The organism is Rhizobium sp. BIGb0125, assembly GCF_024810055.1.
Classification (GTDB): domain Bacteria; phylum Pseudomonadota; class Alphaproteobacteria; order Rhizobiales; family Rhizobiaceae; genus Agrobacterium.
Genome location: NZ_JANUDV010000001.1, coordinates 669,009 through 693,537 on the forward strand (window position 1 = coordinate 669,009; position 24,529 = coordinate 693,537).

At 55.2% G+C, this 24,529-nt stretch carries 17 protein-coding genes; 7 read left to right on the forward strand and 10 right to left on the reverse strand.

From position 1 onward, the window contains the following. Positions 1-49: 49 nt before the first annotated feature. The 3 genes from M2418_RS03050 to greA are packed head-to-tail and all read right to left on the reverse strand — an operon-like array spanning position 50 to position 2,831. Positions 50-1,258: a nitrogen fixation protein FixF gene (locus tag M2418_RS03050; protein WP_259143980.1), complete on the reverse strand. Its 1,209-nt coding sequence runs from the start codon at positions 1,256-1,258 to the stop codon at positions 50-52. Beyond that, positions 1,245-2,324: a glycosyltransferase family 4 protein gene (locus tag M2418_RS03055; RefSeq protein ID WP_259143982.1), complete on the reverse strand. Its 1,080-nt coding sequence runs from the start codon at positions 2,322-2,324 to the stop codon at positions 1,245-1,247. The genes M2418_RS03050 and M2418_RS03055 overlap by 14 nt, the downstream gene beginning before the upstream one ends. A 30-nt stretch (positions 2,325-2,354) precedes the next feature. Beyond that, positions 2,355-2,831: a transcription elongation factor GreA gene (gene greA / locus M2418_RS03060; protein ID WP_192488446.1), complete on the reverse strand. Its 477-nt coding sequence runs from the start codon at positions 2,829-2,831 to the stop codon at positions 2,355-2,357. Positions 2,832-3,053: 222 nt separating this feature from the next. Between greA and M2418_RS03065 the strand changes: the two genes are divergently transcribed. Further along, positions 3,054-4,286, forward strand: coding sequence for a putative DNA modification/repair radical SAM protein (locus M2418_RS03065; protein WP_259143984.1), 1,233 nt, complete (start codon positions 3,054-3,056; stop codon positions 4,284-4,286). Beyond that, positions 4,286-5,752, forward strand: a complete 1,467-nt coding sequence (locus M2418_RS03070) for a UdgX family uracil-DNA binding protein (RefSeq protein ID WP_259143986.1) — start codon at positions 4,286-4,288, stop codon at positions 5,750-5,752. The genes M2418_RS03065 and M2418_RS03070 overlap by 1 nt, the downstream gene beginning before the upstream one ends. Before the next feature lie 7 nt (positions 5,753-5,759). Here the strand turns inward: M2418_RS03070 and M2418_RS03075 are convergent, their stop codons facing one another. The 3 genes from M2418_RS03075 to carB form a co-directional block, all read right to left on the reverse strand. Continuing rightward, positions 5,760-7,304 (reverse strand): MFS transporter, encoded by a 1,545-nt coding sequence (locus tag M2418_RS03075; RefSeq protein ID WP_259143987.1) that lies wholly within the window; start codon positions 7,302-7,304, stop codon positions 5,760-5,762. Between the two features lie 119 nt (positions 7,305-7,423). Beyond that, a complete protein-coding gene (locus M2418_RS03080) occupies positions 7,424-7,870 on the reverse strand; it encodes an SRPBCC domain-containing protein (RefSeq protein WP_259143989.1) in 447 nt (148 codons plus the stop codon). Positions 7,871-7,959: 89 nt separating this feature from the next. Further along, positions 7,960-11,445: a carbamoyl-phosphate synthase large subunit gene (gene carB / locus M2418_RS03085; protein WP_259144009.1), complete on the reverse strand. Its 3,486-nt coding sequence runs from the start codon at positions 11,443-11,445 to the stop codon at positions 7,960-7,962. A gap of 271 nt (positions 11,446-11,716) precedes the next feature. Between carB and M2418_RS03090 the strand changes: the two genes are divergently transcribed. Then, the gene (locus M2418_RS03090; protein ID WP_259144011.1) at positions 11,717-12,637 is read left to right on the forward strand and encodes a neutral zinc metallopeptidase; all 921 of its coding nucleotides are present in this window, start codon (positions 11,717-11,719) and stop codon (positions 12,635-12,637) included. A gap of 3 nt (positions 12,638-12,640) precedes the next feature. On the opposite strand, the gene M2418_RS03095 is transcribed toward M2418_RS03090, so the two are convergent. From M2418_RS03095 to M2418_RS03105, 3 genes are all read right to left on the reverse strand, one after another. Next, positions 12,641-13,102: an SRPBCC family protein gene (locus M2418_RS03095; RefSeq protein WP_259144012.1), complete on the reverse strand. Its 462-nt coding sequence runs from the start codon at positions 13,100-13,102 to the stop codon at positions 12,641-12,643. Between the two features lie 145 nt (positions 13,103-13,247). Further along, entirely contained in the window at positions 13,248-13,730 is a 483-nt protein-coding gene (locus M2418_RS03100; RefSeq protein WP_259144014.1) for a DUF2938 domain-containing protein, read from the reverse strand. 168 nt (positions 13,731-13,898) lie between these two features. Continuing rightward, positions 13,899-15,989: a methyl-accepting chemotaxis protein gene (locus M2418_RS03105; protein WP_310503172.1), complete on the reverse strand. Its 2,091-nt coding sequence runs from the start codon at positions 15,987-15,989 to the stop codon at positions 13,899-13,901. Between the two features lie 341 nt (positions 15,990-16,330). Here M2418_RS03105 and M2418_RS03110 point away from each other — a divergent pair, with 341 nt between their 5' ends. Then, positions 16,331-17,731 carry an MATE family efflux transporter gene (locus M2418_RS03110; protein WP_259144016.1) on the forward strand — a complete coding sequence of 467 codons (1,401 nt, stop codon included), beginning with the start codon at positions 16,331-16,333 and terminating at the stop codon, positions 17,729-17,731. An 80-nt stretch (positions 17,732-17,811) separates the two neighbouring features. Here M2418_RS03110 and carA read toward each other — a convergent pair whose 3' ends face one another. Then, positions 17,812-19,017, reverse strand: coding sequence for a glutamine-hydrolyzing carbamoyl-phosphate synthase small subunit (carA, locus tag M2418_RS03115; protein WP_250981924.1), 1,206 nt, complete (start codon positions 19,015-19,017; stop codon positions 17,812-17,814). A 333-nt stretch (positions 19,018-19,350) separates the two neighbouring features. Between carA and M2418_RS03120 the strand changes: the two genes are divergently transcribed. The 3 genes from M2418_RS03120 to rpoD all read left to right on the forward strand — a co-directional run bounded on the left by M2418_RS03120 (position 19,351) and on the right by rpoD (position 24,469). Next, entirely contained in the window at positions 19,351-19,800 is a 450-nt protein-coding gene (locus M2418_RS03120) for a GatB/YqeY domain-containing protein (RefSeq protein ID WP_259144865.1), read from the forward strand. A 212-nt stretch (positions 19,801-20,012) separates the two neighbouring features. Further along, on the forward strand, positions 20,013-22,022 hold the full coding sequence (gene dnaG / locus M2418_RS03125) for a DNA primase (protein WP_250981923.1): 2,010 nt from the start codon (positions 20,013-20,015) through the stop codon (positions 22,020-22,022). A gap of 398 nt (positions 22,023-22,420) precedes the next feature. Continuing rightward, a complete protein-coding gene (gene rpoD, locus M2418_RS03130; RefSeq protein WP_192488459.1) occupies positions 22,421-24,469 on the forward strand; it encodes an RNA polymerase sigma factor RpoD in 2,049 nt (682 codons plus the stop codon). Positions 24,470-24,529 lie beyond the last annotated feature (60 nt).

The following is a 24,529-nucleotide window of genomic DNA, read 5'->3' on the forward strand; positions in this document are numbered from 1 at the left end:
ACAGGTTAAACTCTCCCGATAGCGGTTGTCGTTGTCGGGAGATGTTTTTTCAGAGCGTGCTAAGGCTGGATTGTTGCAGGCCGTTATATTCGGCCAGCAGACGCGAATGTGTGTCTTCGCCACGGCCCCGTTTTCTGATTCTCTCGATCAGATCAGCGTCGACAGCCTTGAAGCTGCCAGGCAGCAGGAAAACATTATAGACATAACGCAGGAACAATTGTCTGAGCGTCTCATTGGGCTGCCATTCATTGAGCGCCGTTATAGCCTGCTGCAAACGTTCAAGCGAACGCGCCGAGATGACCAGTTCCGCCATCTCATAGGGCGCGTCACCCAGCACGATGACCTTTTTGCCGATAGCCAGACCTTCAAGCCCGACGGTCGAATTGATGGTGATGACGGCTGATGAACCCTCAATCAACTTGCGGGTTTCGTTGTGGTTGGCAAAAATAATACGCGGATGCAGCTCGATGTGCTTCTGGATGGAAAGCGGGAAGCTTGGGTGTTCCTTGATGACGAAATGTCTGTCGGGCATTCTTTGCGCCAGTTGATACAGCACCTCATAGAAGTGCTTCATGTCCCTTATCCACGGCGAATAAGCCAGGATCTGCATGTCGCTTGGGACTTGGAAGGGCACGAATATATAATCAGCCGGCAGGTTGGTCAGTTCTTCACCCTTTTGTTTGCTGCTGCGTTTCACCAGCGTCTGCGGCAAATCCCCGGTGATATGGCTTGCAGCCCAGTAATAAAAGGCAGGATCTCTTGGCAATGTGCTGCCGAAATTGATGCCTTTGGTGTCGCACTGGATGGTATCGGGGAAAAAGCCGTTTTCCATCATCACCATCGGACGTGAGCGCTGGATGGCTGCTTCCATCAATAGGGACGCCGGCATCATGAAACCGTTGAAAATCAGAGCACTTGCGTCGGGGTAAGCGTTCAGCCGGTCTTCAATCAAAATGGCCGACAGGCGTGATCTGATGGCAGTGGTTGCCCGGTAAAAGGCAACGGACAGCGGGTTTGAATACAGCAAGGGCAGCCGGATTTGGCGTCGTAACAGATTATGCTCGATGCTGGGGCGGATATCGATCGAACATCCCTTGTCGCTGAACACGCGGCCCAGTTCACCAACGCCGTGGCTGCGGATAAACTCCTTCAAACCGTCTGTCAGTTTGAAGGGGGCGCAGTCCATGCCCGAGCCGAGGACGGCCTTGAGGGGTTCGTAATTGTTTCGCTGAGAATATATGAACTCAACGTCTGCCATTGGGATGTCCGCCTTGTTGGGCTACGCGCTCGTAAATCTTTTGCAGCGCACGTGCCTCACCCTGAAGTTCGAAAGTGTTGAGCATGTGGCTACGTCCTGTCTCTCCCCATTCCAGGGTTTCGGCAGGGTTCTCAAGACGATTTTTTATAGCGTTGCGAAGGGCATCGCCATCACCGGCGGCAACAACAGTGCCTGTTTCACCCGCCAGCACCATTTCAGCATAGGCACCGGCATCGCTGGTGACCACTGCTGTTTGCGATGACATCGCTTCAAGTGGCGTTAGGCCAAAACCTTCATTGCGGGAAGGGGCGACATACAGTGTCAACCGACGGTACCACGGCTTGATGTCATCGACCTCACCGAGAAAGACGATGCGTTTTGAAAGTCCGGCAGCATCGATATCTGCTTTCAGCTTGTCGGCAAAGGATTTGTGTTCCGGGGTGACACGGCCGCTAATGACCGCAGTCCAATCTGGATAGGACGGAAGCAGCGCAATCATCGCCTGCACGAAAAGATCGGTGCCTTTTTGATGGCGTACGCGGCCAAAACAGCCCACGAGATATTTTCCAGGCAGGCCGGTTGCTTCAATCGTGTCGTCTTTGCTTTTCGGCGGATGGAAAAGTTCGGTATCCACGCCATGCATGATGACAGTATGCGGCCTTTCAAGGAACGAGCCGGACTTGGCGCTCGTTGCAACAACCTCATCCATCTGGGCAATGAGCTTGCGAGTATAGGCTGAATGCTTGCGTTGTGCAGCAGAGGTGAAAACCAGTTTCACCTTCATACGCAGGACATCACGCATGAAAATGCCCGGTAGCATTTCCAGATTGCGCCGAGCATGCCAGACGCGCGGGCCACCACCGGGAGCCTGTTGCCACAGGCGCCACAAATCCCGAAACCGGATATGTGGCAGGTTGTCTGGCAGGCCGGGGCCTAAGGTTGCCACCTTTTGCCCCAGCCTGTTTTGAACCGGTACCAGTTGAATGATCGTCGACGTGACGCCGGATAAACGTTTTTTGAAATTCGGGGCAATGACCCGAATGTCCTTTAATTCGACTTGTGTCACGTCTTGCTCCGAAAAAAATGAATGTAGTTATTACATCCAGTTTACGGAGAGGATTTCATAACCCTTGGCGCCGCCGGGTGCGTTGACTTCGATGCTGTCGCCAACTTCCTTGCCGATCAGCGCGCGCGCAATCGGGGAGGAGATGGAGATACGGCCGGCCTTGACGTCCGCTTCCTGGTCGCCAACGATCTGGTATGTTCTTTCTTCGTCGGTGTCCTCGTCAATCAGCTTGACGGTGGCGCCAAACTTGATCTTGGAACCTGACATTTTGGACAGATCGATGATCTCAGCACGGGCTGTCAGGTCTTCCAGTTCGGAAATGCGACCTTCATTGTGGCTCTGTGCTTCCTTGGCAGCGTGGTACTCGGCGTTTTCGGACAAATCGCCATGGGCACGTGCTTCCGAGATAGCCTCGATGATGCGTGGGCGTTCTTCCTGTTGACGCCAGCGCAGCTCCTCCTGCAACTTGGTGTAACCGCCTTGAGTCATCGGTACTTTCTCTACCATTTCTTATTCCTTCGCATTCCATCTGCTTCACGCAGACACAAAAAGAAACAGGTTCCGAAGTAAAACTTCGGAACCATGCCCAAAAACAACAATTCCGACCACTATATCAGAAGACCACCTCAAATTGCCAGAAGATTTGACGCTTACATATTTTGTGAGGATTTCGAGCAGTTTCCAATGTGGAAATTGACAAATCCAAAAAGAACATATAGTGAACACCGTATGGGAAAGTCAATTAAAGAGCGACTCGCAGTTCTCTCTGATGCTGCGAAATATGACGCGTCGTGTGCTTCCAGCGGAACCACAAAACGAAACTCGGCAGCGAGTGGCGGGCTGGGTTCGACTGAGGGATCCGGCATTTGTCATGCCTATGCGCCGGACGGTCGCTGCATATCGCTGTTGAAAATCCTGCTGACCAATTTCTGCATCTATGACTGCGCCTATTGCATCAACCGCTCCTCGAGCAATGTCGAGCGCGCCCGCTTTACTGTGGAAGAAGTGGTATGGTTGACGCTGGAATTTTACCGGCGCAATTACATTGAAGGTCTTTTTCTATCCTCTGGCATTATCCGGTCTTCCGATCACACGATGGAGGAACTGGTTCGGGTGGCGAGGGAACTGCGCGTAACGCACGGCTTTCGCGGTTACATTCATCTCAAATCCATTCCTGAAGCGTCCGCCCATTTGGTGGAGGAGGCAGGGCTTTATGCCGATCGCCTATCGATCAATATCGAATTGCCAACCGACAGCGGTATCGGCCGTTTTGCGCCAGAAAAACAGCCCGGCAATATCAGGAAGTCGATGGCCGATATCCGCCTGAAAATCGAGGAAACGGGCGAGCCGACCTTGAAGACAAAGCGCGTGAAAAAATTCGCGCCCGCCGGTCAAAGCACGCAGATGATAGTCGGTGCAGACGGCGCAAATGACAGCACGATCCTGTCCACCAGCGCACGGCTCTACGGCAGCTACGGTTTGAGGCGTGTCTATTATTCCGCCTTCAGCCCGATACCGGATTCGTCAAAAAATCTGCCGTTGATCAAACCGCCGTTGATGCGGGAGCATCGGCTTTATCAGGCTGACTGGCTTTATCGCTTTTATGGTTTTGATATCGGCGAGATAACCTCCACACAAAAGGACGGCATGCTGGATCTCGATATCGATCCGAAGCTCGCCTGGGCACTGGCCAACCGGCAGAGCTTTCCTGTGAATGTGAATACTGCAGACAGGGAAATGCTGCTGCGTGTTCCGGGTTTTGGAACCAAGACGGTCAATTCCGTGCTGTCATCGCGCCGTTTCCGGCGGCTGCGTCTGGAGGATCTTGCCCGGTTTGGCGTGTCGATTAAAAAGGTCAAAGCCTTTGTAGTGACCGAGGGTTGGACGCCGGGCAAATTGACGGAACGGCCGGATTTACGCGCCATGTTTGCACCGCAGCCAGAACAGCTGACGTTGCTGTAATGTACCGGATTTCGCTGGAGGGCCGGGGAGATTTTGGCGAGTGGCGAGATGCGGCACGGGCCTGCCTTGCGGCAAAAATTCCTCCGCATGACATAGACTGGCGCTTACGCGACGAGAGCGCTGGCCTGTTTGGTTTTGAGGACGACTCTGCACTGCCAGCAGCAAAAAGTGATGCCCCTGTCAGTGTTCCCGCAGCCTTCATGCCATTGGCGCAAGCGATAATCTGTCACAGTGACCCGTCTCGTTTTGCGTTGCTTTATCGGCTGTTGTGGCGGCTGTCCGATGACCGAACATTGTTGCAACTCAAGGCCGACCCGGATGTGACCCGCGCCCGCAACATGGAAAAATCGGTGCGCCGCGACAGCCACAAGATGACGGCCTTTGTTCGGTTCAAGGAAGTACCTTTGCCGGAGGGCGTTGCGGGACGGCGGCGGTTTATTGCCTGGTTCGAGCCAGATCATTTCATTGTCGAGCGCAAGGCGGATTTTTTTCAGCGGCGATTTACAGATATGGATTGGGTGATTGCTACACCGAAAGGTTCTGCGCGTTGGGATGGAGAAACGCTCGAGACGTCGCGAATTGCAGCGGAAAAGCCGGATCTAACCGACGAAACCGATGAGCTTTGGCGAACCTATTATGCCAATATTTTCAATCCGGCACGGTTGAAGATAAAGGCGATGACGGCGGAAATGCCGAAAAAATACTGGAAGAACCTGCCGGAAGCCGACCTTATTCCGGAGCTTATTTTGGGTGCAGAGGCGCGTGTACTGGAAATGGCGGCAAAGGCTGCAACCGAACCGCAGCTGTTTCATCATCGCATTCAGGCCATGGCGGAAAACCGACCGGCACCTGCTTTGCCTGATGCCGATACGCTCGAGGGTTTGAAACATGAAGCGCGCAGTTGCACGCTCTGTCCGTTGCACTGCACTGCCACGCAGACGGTGTTCGGTGAGGGGCCATCCCGTGCGGATGTGATGATCGTTGGTGAACAGCCGGGTGATCATGAAGATCTAGCTGGTCGGCCGTTTGTCGGTCCGGCTGGCAAGGTGTTTAATGAGGTCGTGTCGCAGACCGGAATGGATCGCTCTAAATTTTACGTCACCAACGCTGTCAAACATTTCAAATATGAACCGCGTGGCAAGCTCCGTATTCATAAACGGCCAGATGTTATGGAGATTGAACATTGCCGATGGTGGCTGACCCGCGAGATCGATCTGGTTCAGCCGAAACTGATCGTTGCCATGGGGGCGACAGCGGTTTTTGCGCTGACAGGTATCAAAGGTAAATTGTCTGAGCTACGCGGCAAACCTGTGCCGATGCAGGGCGACAGGCTGTTATTCGTCACGGTGCATCCATCCTACCTGCTGCGTATTCCCGATGAAGGCAAAAAGGCCGAGGAAATGCGCCTGTTTCTTGAGGATATGGCGACGGTCAGGAAAATGGCCGAGGAAATCTGTGTCAATTGAGGTTCGCTCAATGCGAACCGACAGCACTTTCATCGATATGGGCCTTGGCATAGACCTTTCGCGCAATAACGGCCAGCAGGAGCAAGATTACGGACGCGAGAAGACAGCAGGCGGCAAAGCCGGTTGAGAAACCCTGCTTGGCGGGTTCCAGCCAAGACGGATCGGCTGTGCCGCCGAGAGCCTTTGCCGTTTCCACGGCTCCTGCAAGTGTTGCCGACACGGCTGTTGCTTGCGTTTGGTCAAGCCCGGTCAGATCAACGCCTGACATTGTCATGCGGTAAAACACGGTGCCGAGACTGCCAAGCAATGCAACGCCTAAAGCACCACCAAATTCAGAGCTGGTTTCGGAAATGGCCGATGCTGACCCGGCACGCTCCGGCGGCGCTGTGCCAACGATCAACCCGGTGGTGGTGAGAATGACAGGCACGAAACCGAGGCCGATCAACATGCTGGCAAACAGGATGCCGAGCAGACTTTCATAATAGGCGGCAATAGCCATGACTGTGGTGCCGACAACATTGACCATTAGACCCATCAACACGGTTTTGACCGGGCCGAAATGGTTGGTGAAGCGATACGCCTGAAACGACATGATGGTGAAAACTGATGCCGAAGGAATAGACCACAGGGCTGCCTGCAACGGTGTGAGGCCGATGACCAGCTGCAGGAACAAATTTTGATAAAGGAACGTGCCGAATACAAAGAAGACGCCAGCCAGATTGACCATTAATGATGCTGTAAACGCCGGAATGCGGAACAGTTTGAGATCAATCAGCGGGTGGCTAAGGCGTTGTTGACGGCGGATAAAAAACACGCCAACCAACAGGCCAATTGCGACGGGCAACAACTGGATGAGTGCAAAACCATCTGCCGCCATGTGTTTGAAACCGTAGATGATTGGCAGCACGGTTGCGAGTGATAAAAGAACGCTAGGCAGATCAATGCCTTCCGCCTCATCGCTCTTGTATTCCGGTAAAATGAACGGTGCGATGATCAGTAGAAACAACATCACCGGGATGTTGATCAGAAATACTGACCCCCAATGAAAATACTCCAACAGCAAACCGCCAATCAGCGGCCCTATCAGGCCGCCAAGTGCAAATGCAGATCCCCAGATGCTGATGGCGCGGTTTCGTTCGGCCTCGTTCTTGAAGATATTGACGATGAGCGACAGGGTGGATGGCGCAACTGTGGCACCGGCAATGCCCTGCAGCGCCCGCGATATGATCAACTGTTGGGCTGTGTCGGAAAAGGCGGCCAGCGCTGAGGCCACACCAAATGCAAATGCGCCGATCAGCAGCAGTTTGCGACGACCGATCCGATCGCCCAATGTGCCCATGGTCACCAGAAAACCAGCGACCATGAAGCCATAGATATCGTTGATCCACAGCAGCTCACTGGCATTCGGATCAAGGTCTGCGACGATTGCCGGCATTGCCAGAAACAGCACCGACAGATCCATGGAATAGATCAGGCAGGCAATCGACAGGACACAGAGGCCGATCCATTCACGCTTGCTGGCGTGATCCTGCACTGATGGTGTGTCCGTCATGTCGTTCCTCCCGCATTGGCGAGAGATTTTCCTGAAATTGCAAAATTGGCAAGTATCAAACTCGGGCTAGACCTTCGCCCGTTCAATCCGGCTGCAAGGCTGTGACGATATCATGGAGATTATTGATCTTGCGAAATCTGCAGCAAAAGATTTTCCAGCCGGTCGAAATTCTGTTCATTGGCAGCGGCAATGAACTTCTTCAACTCGAGGTTTTCTTCTGTCGCATCAAACAACATACGCCAGTTGAGCTGGGTGCCGCCGATCTGCTCTGTGAAGTCTATTTCCATGGTGTAGACGTGGATTGGCTCGTGATGTTCAAAGACAATACGCTCGGGCACCGTGATTTCCCGGAACGTCGATATATTGTGGAAGTCGGTACCGTTGGAGGCCGTCATGGTAATCTGCCATGTGCCGCCGGGTCTGAAATCGAATTTGCCGATGCGGTTGGTAAAACCATCTGGTCCCCACCAAAGCGACAACAACTCGGTGTCTGCGAAGGCGCGAAATAGGGTGTCGCGATCCACGCTGAACAGGCGTTCGTTCAGAACTTCCATCTTGTTGGTCATGTCGATCCTCGCACTCATCGGTTTTCAAATTGCGGGCAAAAGAAAACCGGCCAACATTGCTGTTGGCCGGTTGATGGTATCACAAAGGATCAGAAGTAGCTTTGCAGCGGTCTGACTTCGAGGTTGCCGGCCTTCAGCGCCTTGATGGCGAGGGCTGCGGCCTCTGCACCAGCCATAGTGGTGTAGTAAGGCACCTTCTGCATCAGCGTTGCGCGACGCAGCGACTTCGAGTCGGAGATCGCCTTGTTGCTGTCGGTGGTGTTGATGACCAGCTGGACCTGACGGTTACGGATGGCGTCTTCGATGTGCGGACGACCTTCCTGAACCTTGTTGATCTTTTCGGCTTCAATACCCTGTTCTGCGAGGAAGCGCTGGGTGCCGCCGGTTGCGAGAACCTTGAAGCCAATTTCCACGAGAATGCGGATGGCTGGCAGAACACGTTCCTTGTCTTCGTCACGAACCGATACGAACACGGCGCCTGAGCGAGGCAGATCCACACCAGCACCAAGCTGCGCCTTGGCAAAGGCCAGTGCGAAGTCGGTGTCGAGGCCGATGACTTCACCGGTCGAGCGCATTTCCGGTCCGAGCAGAATGTCGACGCCAGGGAAACGAGCAAACGGGAAGACGGCTTCCTTGACGGCAATGTGCTTCAGGTTGCGTGGATCTGGTTTTTCGCCGTAAGCCGCAATCGCTGCATCAAGCTTTTCGCCGGTCATGACGCGGGCCGCGATCTTGGCAATCGGTGCGCCGATGGTCTTGGCAACGAATGGCACGGTACGCGATGCGCGTGGGTTGACTTCGAGAACGTAGATCGTGCCGTCCTTGATGGCGTATTGCACGTTCATCAGGCCGCCAACATTCAATGCCTTGGCAAGAGCCGTGGTCTGACGTTCCAGCTCGTCAACGATTTCGTTCGACAGCGAACGAACTGGCAGCGAGCAGGCGGAGTCACCGGAGTGGATGCCGGCTTCTTCGATATGCTCCATGATGCCCGATACGAAGACGTTTTCGCCATCGCACAGTGCATCCACGTCCACTTCAACCGCGTTGGTCAGGTAGCTATCGAACAATAGCGGGTTCTTGCCGAGCAGCGTGTTGATCTGGCCGGTCTTGTCGTTCGGGTAACGCTGCTTGATGTCTTCAGGTACGAGGCCTGGAACCGTGTCGAGCAGGTAGGCCTGCAACTGGCTTTCCGAATGAATGATCTGCATGGCGCGGCCACCCAGAACGTAGGATGGACGAACAACCAGCGGGAAGCCGATTTCAGAGGCAACCAGACGCGCCTGCTCAACCGAGTAAGCGATACCGTTGTTTGGCTGGGCGAGGTCCAGCTTCATCAACAGCTTCTGGAAGCGGTCACGGTCTTCTGCAAGGTCGATCATGTCAGGCGCTGTGCCGAGGATCGGGATACCGTTCTTTTCGAGCGCTTCAGCCAGCTTCAGCGGCGTCTGGCCGCCGAACTGCACGATAACGCCAACCAATTCACCTTTTTCCTGCTCGGCGCGCATGATTTCGATCACGTCTTCCGCAGTCAGCGGCTCGAAATACAGACGGTCGGAGGTGTCATAGTCGGTCGACACGGTTTCCGGGTTGCAGTTGATCATGATGGCTTCAAAGCCTGCATCCTTCAGTGCGAAGGCGGCATGGCAGCAGCAATAGTCGAATTCAATGCCCTGACCGATACGGTTAGGACCGCCACCGAGGATGACGACCTTCTTGCGGTCGGACACTTCTGCTTCCGAGCGCAGTGCACCAACGAATGGCGCTTCGTAGGTCGAATACATGTATGCGGTTGGCGAAGCGAATTCAGCAGCGCAGGTGTCGATGCGCTTGAAGACCGGGCGTACGTTGAGGCTGTTGCGAAGCTCGGCAACTTCCTTTGGACGCTTGTTGGTCAGGCTGGCAAGACGCGCGTCGGAGAAGCCCATGGCCTTCACCGCGCGCAGGTTTTCAGCGTCGGTCGGCAGACCATGTTCGCGGATGCGGGCCTCGGTGTCGACGATCGCCTTGAACTGCGCGATGAACCATGGGTCGATCTTGCTGTTTTCGTGCACTTCTTCTTCGGACATGCCCATACGCAGAGCCTGGGCAACCATGCGCAGACGATCCGGTGTCGGTGTGCCAATAGCGGCGCGAATAGCGTTCTTGGAGCCTTCGCCTTCTTCGTAGCCCGGAATTTCGATTTCATCGAGACCCGTCAGGCCGGTTTCCATGCCGCGCAGCGCCTTCTGCAGCGATTCTGCAAATGTACGGCCGATCGCCATGACTTCACCAACCGACTTCATGGCCGTGGTGAGGATTGGCGACGCGCCTGGGAACTTTTCAAAGGCAAAGCGCGGGATCTTGGTGACGACGTAGTCGATCGATGGTTCGAACGAGGCCGGGGTCGCACCACCGGTGATGTCGTTGTCCAGTTCGTCCAGCGTGTAACCGATGGCGAGCTTTGCAGCGACCTTGGCGATCGGGAAGCCGGTGGCCTTGGAGGCCAGCGCAGACGAACGCGACACGCGTGGGTTCATTTCGATGACGACGAGGCGGCCATCCTTCGGGTTAACCGCGAACTGAACGTTAGAGCCGCCTGTTTCCACACCGATTTCGCGCAATACCGCGATCGATGCATTGCGCATCATCTGGTATTCCTTGTCCGTCAGCGTCAGGGCTGGAGCCACGGTGATGCTATCGCCGGTGTGAACGCCCATCGGGTCGATGTTTTCAATCGAGCAGATGATGATGCAATTGTCCGCCTTGTCGCGGACCACTTCCATTTCATATTCTTTCCAGCCGAGTACGGATTCTTCGATCAGCACTTCAGTGGTTGGCGATGCATCGAGACCGCCGCCGATGATCTCAAAGAATTCCGAGCGGTTATAAGCAATACCGCCGCCGGTGCCGCCCATAGTGAAGGATGGGCGAATGATGGCGGGCAGGCCAACAACATCAATTGCCTGTGCGGCAATGGCCATTGCGTGGCTGATGTAGCGCTGCTTGCGATCTGTTTCGCCCAGGTTCCACTGGTTTTCCAGATCGTCGAGTGCCTTGTCCAGATCAGATCCGGAAAGCTTGGCCTTCAGTTCTGCACGGGCAGCTTCGTGTTTCTTGCGGTCGGCGTCCTTGATCTCGGTGGCATTGGCCAGCATCGAGCGCGGTGTTTCAAGGCCGATCTTTGCCATGGCTTCGCGGAACAGGGCGCGGTCTTCAGCCTTGTCGATTGCCTCAGGCTTTGCGCCGATCATTTCGACGTTGTAGCGGTCCAGAACACCCATGCGCTTGAGAGAGAGCGCGGTGTTGAGAGCCGTTTGACCACCCATGGTCGGCAGAAGCGCGTCGGGGCGCTCCTTGGCGATGATCTTGGCCACGACTTCGGGAGTGATTGGCTCAACGTAAGTGGCGTCTGCAAGACCCGGATCCGTCATGATCGTTGCCGGGTTGGAGTTGACGAGGATGACGCGGTAGCCTTCCTCTTTCAGCGCTTTACACGCCTGCGTGCCGGAATAGTCAAATTCGCAAGCCTGACCGATAACAATCGGTCCCGCGCCGATAATTAGGATGGACTTGATATCTTGGCGCTTCGGCATGGCTCTCGTTCCGCTTCTCGTGTTGCGCAAAAAACGGCCATGGTGAAGGTTCACCGGCCGGGGCGCGCAATTTCAAATATTTTCAGGCTAGAAGCGGCTTATAGGCAAATGTTTTAACGAACGGAACCCCGAAAGTTTAAAAATCGACAGGAAATATGCATTCGCATATCTGACATGCATTTCATGGAGCAACTTCATTTCCATGATCTCAATTCGCTGATACAACACAAGACATATATTAGCGTTATTTTCTGTCGGGAGATAAACGACCATGGAATGGAAAGGGCGCCGTCAGTCTGACAACGTCGAAGACAAACGTGATATGTCAGCAGGTCGGGGCGGTTTGGGCAATGATCCTTTCAGCCGCACCGGGTTTCGAATTCCTTCGGGCGGCAGGCGCACTGGTGGTGGAATCGGTATAGGCGGCCTTCTGGTCATCCTTCTCGTCAGCTGGTTTCTCGGCATCAACCCGCTTACCCTGCTGTCTGGCGGTGAGGGCATGATGGGGGATAGCTCAACGCAGCAGACAGGCACTCGTCCACAAGGCAATTCCACCGACGACACCACGGCCTTTGTCCGCGTTGTGTTGGCTGAAACCGAAAATACCTGGAGCGGCATTTTCAAGTCTGCGGGTCAGACCTATCAGGAACCGACACTGGTGCTGTTTTCCGGTCAGGTGTCTTCGGCCTGTGGATATGCGTCTGCGGCAACTGGTCCGTTCTATTGCCCGGGGGATCGCAAGGTCTATCTCGATACGACATTCTTCCGTGAACTGGACCAGCGCTTTGGCGCTGCCGGCGACTTTGCGCAGGCCTATGTGATTGCACATGAGGTCGGCCATCACGTGCAGAACCTTACCGGTGTGTTGCCGGAGTTCAACCGTCGTCGTCAGTCGATGAGCCAGGTGGACGCCAATCGCATGTCGGTGCGGGTTGAGTTGCAGGCCGATTGCTACGCCGGCATCTGGGCAAAATTCACCGAGCAGGAAGGTATTCTCGATACCGGCGACCTCGAAGAAGCGCTCAATGCTGCCCATCAGATCGGTGACGATACACTGCAAAAGCAGTCGCAAGGTTATGTTGTGCCCGACAGTTTCAACCACGGCACGTCGCAACAGCGCATGACATGGTTCAAGCGTGGTTACGACACTGGTCGCGTTGCTGACTGTGATACGTTCAACACCGATATCTGACGGTCATTTATACATGCCTTCGCGCAGATTGATGCGGTATTCCAGGTAGGCCTTCAGGGCGCACAGCATTTGCGACCAGCCCTGACAGTTCCCATAGGATGCTTTCAACCCGGCTGGCGTTTCTCGCCAGCCGTTTTCGGTAATGCTGACAAGCGTCCTGTCATCACCGATCGGTTCAAAGCTGATTGTCACCGTGGTGTTGTAACTGCCCGCCTCGTCGACGCCTTCTTCATTGGCCTGCCATTGCAGGATTATTTGCCTGTCCTGCTCGGCCATGATGACCTCAACGGGAAATGCGCCGGGAAAATCTTGGAAATCCCAGCTGACGGTGGTGCCGGTTTCAAGCCTGCCCTTGGCGCCACCGGTTGTGAAATAACCGGACAATTTCTTTGGATCGGCAACTGCCTCGAAAACCTCATGAACCGGTTTTGATATTCTGGCGGACACCGTGAATGTCAGTTCCATTTTATCCTCCCGTGCAGACACGCATTTTGCTGCAAACTCGTGAGGTGTCACCTGAGTTGCACTGAAGTCATAGGTGTCGACGGGATGATCGCGTAAAACAACTGAACTGGCATATCCGGTTCAGTTTGACGGGCCAGAGAGCCAATTAACCGGCAAGCAGCAGCGCTGACAAAAACATGCCGAGCGCAAAAATAGTATGCGCAACAAGGTTCAACACGCGCACTTTGGTCGGGTTTGGAGTTTTGGAGGCTGCCCATCCCAGGCCCAGGCCCGGTTGAAGCAGAAACCAGCCAGCACCAACGGTCACGATGCCGACGATCCACGGCTGGATGAAGTGTGGCTCAGCAAACCATAGTGGTGTCACGACCAACGCCAGAAGGATGCCATAGAGAACGCCAATGGCGTAATGCATAAACCAGCCAAGTGCCACTTCGTTTTTGTAAGGTGTCGCATTGGCGATGCTGTCGTGAAAAACCTTGCCCTTGGGCAGGTGCCAGAACCAGCGACCGGGAGGTCCCCAATTCGGAGCGGGCTGCTTGAAGACGAAATGGAGAATAATGGCCCAGATATCCATGAGGATGGTTCCGCCTATGCCCATGACCACGCCGCGCCAAATAATCTCCGACATTCCCGCTCTCCCGACTCTCTATGTCGTCTGGCAAGGTGTCGGCTTTTTTAGGGTTCGGCAAGTGCAGTTTGGAGGCTTTGCAGCTCCCGGTCATGATCTTTGAGACGAGGGTAGGAGAGCGCATAAAAAGAAGGACGTGGCCGCTTTGGGCGGCCACGTTTTGTCTGATCAGGCTGCGCGGCTGTAAGACTTGTGTTGTGTCTGCTGCATGCCCAGTCTGAACTGCGCCAACAGCTCATTGAGCGATGCCGCTTCCGAGGCAAGGCCGTGGCTGGCGGCGGTCTGTTCTTCGACCATGGCGGCATTCTGCTGTGTGCCCTGGTCGATGGTGTTGATGGCGGTGTTGATTTCCGACAGGCCGGTCGATTGTTCGCGGGTGGCAATGACAATCGCATTGATATGGAGGTTGATTTCCTGCACCTGCGTAACGATGGCTTCCAGTGCCTTGCCGGCATTATCAACCAGCGTCACACCTTCCTGTACCTGAGCGGTCGAGGTGCTGATCAGCGCCTTGATTTCCTTCGCGGCCGTCGCAGAGCGCTGCGCCAGTTCACGAACTTCCTGCGCAACCACCGCAAAACCCTTACCGGCTTCCCCGGCACGGGCGGCTTCCACGCCGGCGTTCAGTGCCAGCAGGTTGGTCTGGAAGGCAATCTCGTCGATGACGCCGATGATCTTGGAAATCTCGGTCGACGAATGTTCGATGCCTTCCATGGCGCGCACGGCGTCATTAACGACGTGGCCGGACTGTTCAGCATTGTTGCGGGTGCGGTCAACCAGTTTTCCAACTTCTTCGGCGCGCTGGGCAGCATCCTTGACGGTGGTTGTAATTTCCTCAAGGGCGGCTGCGGTTTGTTCAACAGACGCTGCCTGCTGTTCGGTGCGGCGGGCAAGGTCATCGGCCGAGTGGCGGATTTCCGTTGCACCGGCATCGATGGCGCGGGCATTCTGGCCAACATTGGTCAGAGCATCGTTGAGCTTGGTGATGGAGTTGTTGAAGTCTTCACGCAGACGGTCAACACGCGCAACGAATGGTGTCGAAATGCGGTATTGCAGATCGCCATTGGAGAGATGTTCAAGGCCCTTTGCCAGTGCATCAACGGCAAACTGAATGTCGGCACTGTCCTTGGCTGCAGTTCTTTCGCGCTGGTCGCGTTCCTGTTCGGACAGTGAACGGGATTCAGAGGCTTCGGTTTCCAGGCGCTGTCTTTCCAGTGCGTTGGTCCGGAACACGGCAACGGCTGCGGCCATCGAACCGATCTGGTCGGTGCGATCCTGACCGGGAATGGTGATGGACAGGTGGCCGGAGGCCAGGTTCTGCATGGCAGCGGTCATCTGTGTCACCGGCGTGATCACCAGTCGGCCAAGCAGGAAGGCGAGGAAACCGATCATGCCGATAACTGCAAGCGTGGTGGCAATGATTGCGGCGACACGGAACTGTGAAATCGAGGCGTAAGCAACGCCGCTATCCACAACAAAGCCGACATACCATTCAACAGACGGCAGGCCGGTGACTGGAATGAAGCTGGTGAGCTTGGCTTTGCCGTCGATTGCCGTTTCAGTGATTGTTGAGGCAATACTTGGCGTTGCTGTCGGGAACAGGTCGGTCAGCGTCTTGTTGACGAAGTTCGCGTCCGGGTGAATGAGTATCTTGCCATCCTTGCTGACCAGGAAGGCGTAACCGTCGGTGCCGACTTCAACCGACTTGATCATCGTCACCAGCGAGTTAAGCGAGAAGTCGCTGCCGGTCACACCAGCCAATTGGCCGTTGATCATGACAGGCGAGGCGGCAGTGATAATCAGGCCGCCTGTTGAGGCGTCGGAATATGGCTCTGTCAGCACGGTCTTCTGCGCTTTCACGGCATCCTGGTACCATGGGCGGGTCCGTGGATCATATCCTTCTGGCAAAGGCAATCTCGGCCATGTGGTGAACACGCCGGTCGCGCTGTCGCCAAAATAGGTCGACATGAACTGGCCGGTCAGGACATCATTTTGCAGCACGTTCAGCTTGGCATCTTCGTCCGGTGCTTTGGCCATGGCTTTGGTGACGACATCGGTCAACATCACGCGGCCGTTCAGCCAGTTGGCGATGCTTTGCGCCGCCTGTTTGCCGGCGGCGTCAATGTTGCGGGCAACGGAAGTCGTCGTGGCTTCCCGTTGCAGCGCGTCGATATAGACGGAAAAACCGGCAAAAGCCGTCACGACAACGAGCGACGCAGCGATAATAATGCGCGTCATAAGGCTAGATTTAATAGACAAGCGCAGCTTCCCTTATAGGTATTCGCGACTTTTGGCCGGATGAACGGACCGAATTCGGAGGGCGAGACAATCATGCCGGGTAACGGCGTTGTATACACGCATCATGCGGGCCAGTTATATGTGGCTGTTTTAGCTTTTGCGTTATTTCAAAACTGTAAATGTAGTTTGACTGTAGCGTGAAATTATTTGCGAACACTCAAGACTGCTTGTCGTTTTGATTTTTGCCATTTTTTTGTGCATTTGCATTGCTTGGTTGCATCGGTACGCCGAATATTTTATGGATTAGGCCAACGCCGTTTCCCGTTTCCGTGGAAGCGGCTTTTATTTTGAGAAGGTGCCGCATGTCCTCGTCCGTTGTTTCAGGCAGTGTTCAAACCGGCGCGCAATCCTGGTCATCCCATCTGAGAGCCACGCTTGCGCTGGGTATCCCATTGATTGGCGCGCAGCTCGCGCAGTTGGGCATTCACACGACGGATATGGTGATTGTCGGTCAGCTTGGCGCTGAAAAACTGGCAGCCATGGTTCTGGCCGGACAGTTCTTCTTTGTGCTGTTTATCTTCGGCTCCGGTTTCTCGATTGCCGTTGTGCCAATGATTGCGCAGGCTTTCGGTCGCGGTGACGTACGCTCGACGCGCCGCTCGCTGCGCATGGGCATGTGGGTTGCCATCGTCTACTGGCTTTTGGTGCTGCCATTCTTCATGAATGCAGAGCGTATCCTGCTTGGTTTCGGTCAGAATGCCGAAGTGGCAAGGCTGGCGGGGGATTATCTCGGCATCACCAAGTACGGTCTTCTGCCGGGTCTGTTGTTTTACGTGATGCGTGGTCTGGTCAGCGCCGTCGGCAAGGCCAGCGTCGTTCTTTACATCACCATCCTGACGCTCGTGGTGAATGGTATCCTCGCTTACGGTCTGGTGCTCGGGCATTTCGGCTTTCCTGCGCTTGGCATGAACGGTGCCGCAATCGTCGCCGTCATCGTGCAGACCCTCAGCTTCGTCTGCTTGGCTGCGTTTGTGCAAAGCCGCGAGGAAATGCGTCAATACGAGGTCTTTGTTCGTTTCTGGCGGCCGGACTGGCAGGCGCTGCTTGAAGTGCTGCGTCTTGGTTTGCCAATCAGCGTCACCATTCTGGCCGAGGTGTCGCTGTTCAGTGCCGCGTCCATTTTGATGGGACAGATCGGAACAACAGAGCTTGCTGCCCACGGTATCGCGCTGCAACTGGCCTCGATTGCCTTCATGATCCCGCTTGGTCTGTCGCAGGCAGCAACGGTGCGGGTCGGTATTGCTTACGGGCAGGGGGACTATCCCAATCTGGTTCGAGCAGCGATCATGGTCAGTGCACTGGCCTGCATCATTGCCATTGCCGGCGGCGTTCTGTTTGCCGCAGCACCGCAATATCTCAGCCGCTGGTTCCTCAATGAACACCTGCCGAATGTACCGGCGGTTCTCGACTATGCGGCGAAGCTGGTGATCATTGCCGGTATTTTCCAGCTGATGGATGGGTTGCAGGCAATTGCCAGCGGCCTTCTGCGCGGCCTGAAAGATGCACGCGTGCCAATGATCATGGCGCTGATTTCCTATTGGCCGGTCGGCTTCCTGTTGGCCTGGGTTCTCGGTTTCCCGCTGGGGCTTGGCGGCGAGGGCGTTTGGTACGGCATTCTTGTTGGCCTGACCGTAGCTTCCATTACCCTGTCATGGCGTTTCATCGCGCTGGTGCAGCGGCAGAAACAGGCCATTGCCATCTGAGACATTTTTGAAATGCTACATAAAGAAAGGCCCGCGTGACGCGGGCCTTTTTTATATCTGTTGATTTTTAGAGAGTCGTATCAACGCTCTGCCAGAGCGGCTTCACCCTTTTTCTCGCGAACGAGATTGACGAAGCGGCGGAACAGGTAGTGGCTGTCCTGCGGGCCAGGGGATGCTTCCGGGTGGTGCTGTACCGAGAACACCGGCTTGCCAACAACGCGCAGGCCGCAGTTTGTGCCGTCGAACAGCGAAATATGAGTCTCTTCAACGCCTTCCGGCAGCGACTTCGTGTCGACTGCAAAGCCGTGGTTCATGGACACGATTTCCACCTTGCCGGTGGTAAAGTCCTTGACCGGGTGGTTGGCGCCGTGGTGGCCCTGATGCATCTTTTCAGTCTTTGCACCAAGCGCCAGACCAAGCATCTGGTGGCCGAGGCAGATGCCGAAAAGCGGCAGCTCGGACTTGATCAAATCCTGAATGACAGGAACGGCATATTCTCCGGTCGCAGCCGGGTCGCCAGGACCGTTGGACAGGAACACACCGTCGGGCTTCAGAGCCAGAATGTCTTCGGCAGAGGTCTTGGCAGGAACGACAGTGACCTTGCAGTCAAGGCCGGCAAACAGGCGCAGGATGTTACGCTTTACGCCGAAGTCAACGCAGACGACGTGGTACTTGGCATCAGCTTCGCCGAGCGTGCCGTAACCTTCGTTCCATACCCAAGGTGTCTCGGTCCAGACGGAAGACTGACCGGATGTGGCTTCAATGGCGAGGTCGAGACCGACCAGACCGCTCCATGCCTTGGCTTCAGTCTTCAGCGCGTCGATATCGAAAACGCCGTTCGGGTCGTGGGCGATGACGGCGTTTGGTGCACCGTTTTCACGGATCCATGCAGTCAGTGCGCGTGTGTCGATGCCGCACAGGCCGATGATGCCACGGGCCTTCAGCCATGCATCGAGGTGCTTGGCGGCGCGGTAGTTGGATGGGTCGGTGATGTCGGCCTTGAAGATAACGCCAACCGCACCGCGGCGTGCCGCCGGTGTCAGGTCTTCGATGTCTTCATCATTGGTACCAACGTTGCCGATATGCGGGAAGGTGAACGTAACAATCTGGCCAAGGTAGGACGGATCGGTGAGGATTTCCTCGTAACCGGTCAGTGCCGTGTTGAAGCAGACTTCGGCCTGAACCTTGCCAGTTGCGCCGATGCCGAAGCCTTCAATGACTGTGCCGTCGGCAAGAACGAGCATGGCAGTTGGTTTGCGGGTGGTCCATGGAGTTGTTGCGGTCATATCCGTTCCGTTTCCGCCCTCGCGCAACCGCTCACCTCTTGAAAGGTGACGGATCAAGGGCCATCTCTGGTCGCAGGCAAGGGCGCGCGAAATCCTCGCGACAGTACCCTTGATTAAAATCTCGTGCAGGTGCCGGAAAATAGACAAAGCGACGCTGGCGGTCAACCATAGCCTTGTGGATTACGTGGAATTAAAGCCCATGAAATTCAACGGGTTGTGTAATTGATTTGCGGGGTGTTGTTCGCTCGTCTAAGAGAACGCCAAAAATAACACGGAAAAGCGGCCTGACGAGACAGGCAAAACAACGCTTTTCGAAGGAGAATTGAGACCATGATGCGCGATATTTTCGCAAATGAGCTGAAAGAATCGCTGAAGGCAAGAGATGCGCGCCGCACTGGCACCATCCGGCTTATCCAGACGGCGATCAAGGACCGTGATATCGCCAACCGTGGTGTTGGCAAAGACCCGGTCTCGGATGACGAAATCATGCAGATCCTCACCAAGATGATCAAGCAGCGTGACGAGTCTGCCACCATTTATGATGGCGCCAACCGTCCCGAGCTTGCTACGCAGGAGCGTGAGGAAATCGCGGTTATTCGCGGTTTCATGCCGGAGCAGATTCCGGAAGAAAAAGTGCGTGAGCTTTGCCAGTCTGTGATCAGCGAAACCGGTGCAGCCGGTCTGCGTGACATGGGCAAGTGCATGAACGTGCTGAAGGAAAAATATCCGGGCCAGATCGATTTTGCCAAGGCATCCGGCATGGTCAAGGATTTGCTGAAGTAATTTCAGCCAAAAATGTTATTGTGGAAGGCAGGGTGTGTGCCCTGCCTTTTTTTATTTCCTTCCAGCAGCGTCTCTACCCAAGGAAATCTGCACCGTAATTTCCCTTGGTCCGAAGGAAATGTATCCCCCCTGTGAATAGTGGGCATTACCTTTCGCCATTGTTGATATAATGTCTTTGACGCGCTTATATGGAAGGCTTGCCGAGGTTTCAGATGCGCTTTTCGAATTCCTTTCTCGATGAAATACGTGACCGCGTTAACATCTCTGATGTTATCGGGCGGCGCGTGACGTGGGACAGGAAGAAGAGCAATCCGTCGCGCGGTGACTTCTGGGCCTGCTGCCCGTTCCATGGTGAAAAAAGCCCAAGCTTCCACTGCGAGGACCGCAAGGGCCGCTACCACTGCTTTGGTTGTGGCGTGTCCGGTGACCATTTCCGTTTTCTGACCGATCTGGATGGTCTCAATTTCCCAGAAGCCGTGCAACAGATTGCCGATATGGCAGGTGTTGCCATGCCGCAGCCGGATGTGCAGGCTGAGCGGCGCGAGCGTGAGCGAGCCTCACTGCAGGACGTCATGGAAATGGCGACCGTATTCTTTCAGGACCAGTTGCAGACCGCAGCTGGTGCCAAGGCGAGAGCCTATCTGCGCGACCGCGGACTGACAGGTCGCACCATCGAGACCTTTCGACTGGGTTTTGCCCCGGAAGGGCGCAATACATTGAAGGAATATCTGGCTGGCAAAGGTGTCGGCAAGGATCAGATGGAGGCCTGCGGCCTGGTGGTGCATGAAAACGTGCCGGTGTCCTATGACCGGTTTCGCGATCGCATCATGTTCCCGATCCTGTCATCACGCGAGAAGGTGATTGCCTTTGGTGGTCGTGCCATGTCGCAGGATGCCTTGGCCAAATACCTGAACTCCAATGAGACCGAGCTCTTTCACAAGGGCAATGTGCTTTACAATTTCGCCAGAGCCAGGCGCGCCAGCCAGACACCGGGACAACAGTCCGGTGGAACGGTCATTGCCGTCGAAGGGTATATGGACGTTATCGCGTTGCATCAGGCCGGTATTGAAAATGCCGTTGCACCGCTTGGCACTGCGTTGACTGAAAATCAGCTTGAACTTCTCTGGAAAATGTCGCCGCAGCCGGTGTTGTGCTTTGATGGTGATGGTGCGGGTATTCGCGCTGCCAACCGCGCTGCAGATTTGGCGTTGCCGCATATCAAGCCGGGACGTTCGGTCAGTTTCGCACTGTTGCCCGATGGCAAGGACCCGGATGATTTGGTGCGTCATGAGGGGCGGGCACCTTTCGACCGCGTCATGGCTGAAGCCAAGCCGCTGGCGGCGATGATCTGGAGCCGTGAGACGGCAGCCATGAGCTTCGATACGCCGGAAAAGCGGGCCGAACTTGAAAATCGCCTGAAACAGATCGTGACTGTCATTGCAGATGAAAGCGTGCGTCGTCACTACCAGCAGGACATGCGCGACCGGTTGAACGGCTTTTTCCAGCCGCAGTTCCAGCGTGGCCCATCGCAGGGTGGGCAGATGCGCCGTAATGGCGCACAGCCACGTGCAGGTGCTGGCGGGCGTGCTGCTGGGGCTGGTGGTGCAGGACGTGGCGGTGCGGCGTCTTCCAGCTTCTCCGACCGCCTTGTGCAGTCAGGCCTGGTCAAGGGATATCAGGCAACGCCTGCGCTGCGCGAAAGCGTGCTGGCCATTACCATTGTCAATCATCCAGTGCTGCTGCTGGAGGAATATGACGAGATTGCCGCCATTGATTATGAAAACCGTGATTTGCAGCGGCTTTGGTCGCAGGTTTTGACCTACGCGGCTGAAAGTGCCGAGCGCCTGTCACGCGAAGGCATGATGGAGCGGCTGGAGGGCCAAGGCTTCGGTGTGTTGCTGAAGGCGATGGAGCAGCAGGTTCGCAACGCGCGTCTTTGGACGGCGACCGTCGATGCTGCGCCGGAAGATGCGCGCGAAGGCTATAATCAGGCGCTGGCCTTGCATAAACGCACCAAAGTGCTGCGTTGGCAGAAAATAGAACAACAGCGTGAGATTGCCGAAGCAACCGAAGCGGGCGATGGTGATCGCGTTGTTCAATTGATGCGGGCGCTTAATGAGGTTCAGCTCGAAATCACCCGAATGGAGAACCAGGAAGCGATTATTGATGGTTTCGGTGTGATGTCCGGACGGGTGAAAGGACCGGCATTTGGACGCAGTTGATAAGAGATAGGCCTTGAGTTCTTCTCTGGGGCTTGTTTTAACCCTTCTGTTTCCTAAATAGTGGATAAGTCGGTGACTGCCCGTAAAATGCCTTGTTATTATCGGCTTTTTTGACTTTTCGTGGTCTGTTGTGCCGGAAAGGCTTGACTGGATGAGAAATAGCGGGAATCACCAATTCAGGTAAATAAGGTGGAATGGCCCTTGGTGGATCAGAACGGCATTAGCGAGCACTTCTGCATGCGAACGCATTGTTTGACGCTGACGGCCGTCGTGGTTAATCGGCAATTAAATATCATTCCGTTAGGTGTGTGACAGTGATTCGCTTCACACCTGATGCCTACCAAGGCAACAGGTTTGGAGCGAACGGCATGTTAGCGTCAGGGAAAGCGACGAGATAGATGGCAACCAAAGTCAAAGAAAACGAAGAAGCAGAAAACGAACGCGACGGTGCGACGGACGGTCCGCTTCTCGATCTTTCCGATGACGCGGTCAAAAAAATGATCAAGGCCGCAAAGAAGCGCGGCTATGTCACGATGGATGAGCTGAACTCTGTTCTGCCTTCCGAAGAGGTGACGTCGGAGCAGATCGAAGACACGATGGCAATGTTGTCCGATATGGGCATCAATGTTGTCGAGGATGAAGAAGCCGAAGAAGCCAGCAATAATGACGAGGACGGCGATACCGAAGCGGAGGAATCCGAAGGCGGTGAGCTGAGCACGTCCAGCGGCACGGCACTGGCGACGGCGAAGAAGAAAGAACCGACCGATCGTACAGACGATCCGGTGCGCATGTATCTGCGCGAAATGGGTTCGGTAGAGCTTCTGTCTCGCGAAGGCGAAATTGCCATTGCCAAGCGCATCGAAGCTGGCCGCGAAACAATGATCTCCGGTCTCTGTGAGAGCCCGTTGACGTTCCAGGCGCTGATTATCTGGCGCGATGAACTCAACGAAGGCACAACACTGCTGCGCGAAATCATCGACCTCGAAACGACCTATTCCGGTCCTGAGGCGAAGGCTGCCCCGCAGTTCCAGAGCCCTGAAAAGATCGAGGCTGATCGCAAGGCTGCCGAAGAAAAAGAAAAGACACGCCGTGCACGCGTCAGCGATGACGATGTGACCAATGTCGGCGGTGAAGGCCTGCCACTCGAGGAAGAAGAAGAGGACGATGACGAATCGAACCTTTCTCTTGCTGCGATGGAAGCTGAACTGCGTCCGCAGGTCATGGAAACGCTCGATACGATTGCTGACACCTACAAGAAGCTGCGCAAGCTTCAGGACCAGCAGGTTGAGGCACGCCTGGCCTGTACAGGCACCCTGTCCAGCGGGCAGGAGCGTCGGTACAAGGAACTTAAGGATCAGTTGATCACGGCCGTTAAGTCGCTGTCGCTGAACCAGAACCGCGTCGACAGCCTCGTTGAGCAGCTTTACGACATTTCCAAGCGTCTGATGCAGAACGAAGGCCGTCTGCTGCGTCTGGCTGAATCCTACGGCGTGAAGCGTGACAGCTTCCTTGAGCAGTATCACGGTGCCGAACTTGATCCGAACTGGATGAAGTCGATTGCCAACCTTGTTGCCAAGGGCTGGAAGGACTTCGCACGCGAAGAGAACCAGACAATCCGCGATATCCGTCTCGAAATCCAGAATCTGGCCACCGAAACCGGCATTTCCATTGCCGAGTTCCGCCGCATTGTGTCGATGGTGCAGAAGGGTGAACGCGAAGCGCGTATCGCCAAGAAGGAAATGGTTGAGGCCAACCTGCGTCTCGTTATTTCCATCGCCAAGAAGTACACAAACCGTGGTCTGCAGTTCCTCGACCTTATTCAGGAAGGCAACATCGGCTTGATGAAGGCGGTGGACAAGTTCGAATATCGTCGTGGTTACAAGTTCTCGACCTATGCGACATGGTGGATTCGCCAGGCTATCACCCGCTCGATTGCGGACCAGGCACGTACCATCCGTATTCCGGTGCACATGATCGAAACGATCAACAAGATCGTTCGTACATCGCGCCAGATGCTGCATGAAATTGGTCGCGAGCCGACACCGGAAGAACTGGCTGAAAAGCTGGCCATGCCGCTTGAAAAGGTGCGCAAGGTTCTGAAGATCGCCAAGGAGCCGATTTCGCTCGAAACGCCAGTGGGTGACGAAGAAGATTCGCATCTGGGTGACTTCATCGAAGACAAGAACGCGCTTCTGCCTATCGATGCTGCCATTCAGGCCAACCTGCGTGAAACAACCACGCGCGTTCTGGCGTCCCTGACCCCCCGTGAAGAGCGCGTTCTGCGTATGCGTTTCGGCATCGGCATGAACACCGACCACACTCTGGAAGAGGTTGGTCAGCAGTTCTCGGTGACACGCGAACGTATTCGTCAGATTGAAGCCAAGGCGCTTCGCAAGCTCAAGCACCCAAGCCGTTCGCGCAAGCTGCGTTCGTTCCTGGATAGCTAAAAGCAAAATATCGCACTTTGAAAAACCGGCCCTTGTGGCCGGTTTTTTGTTGCGCGCTTT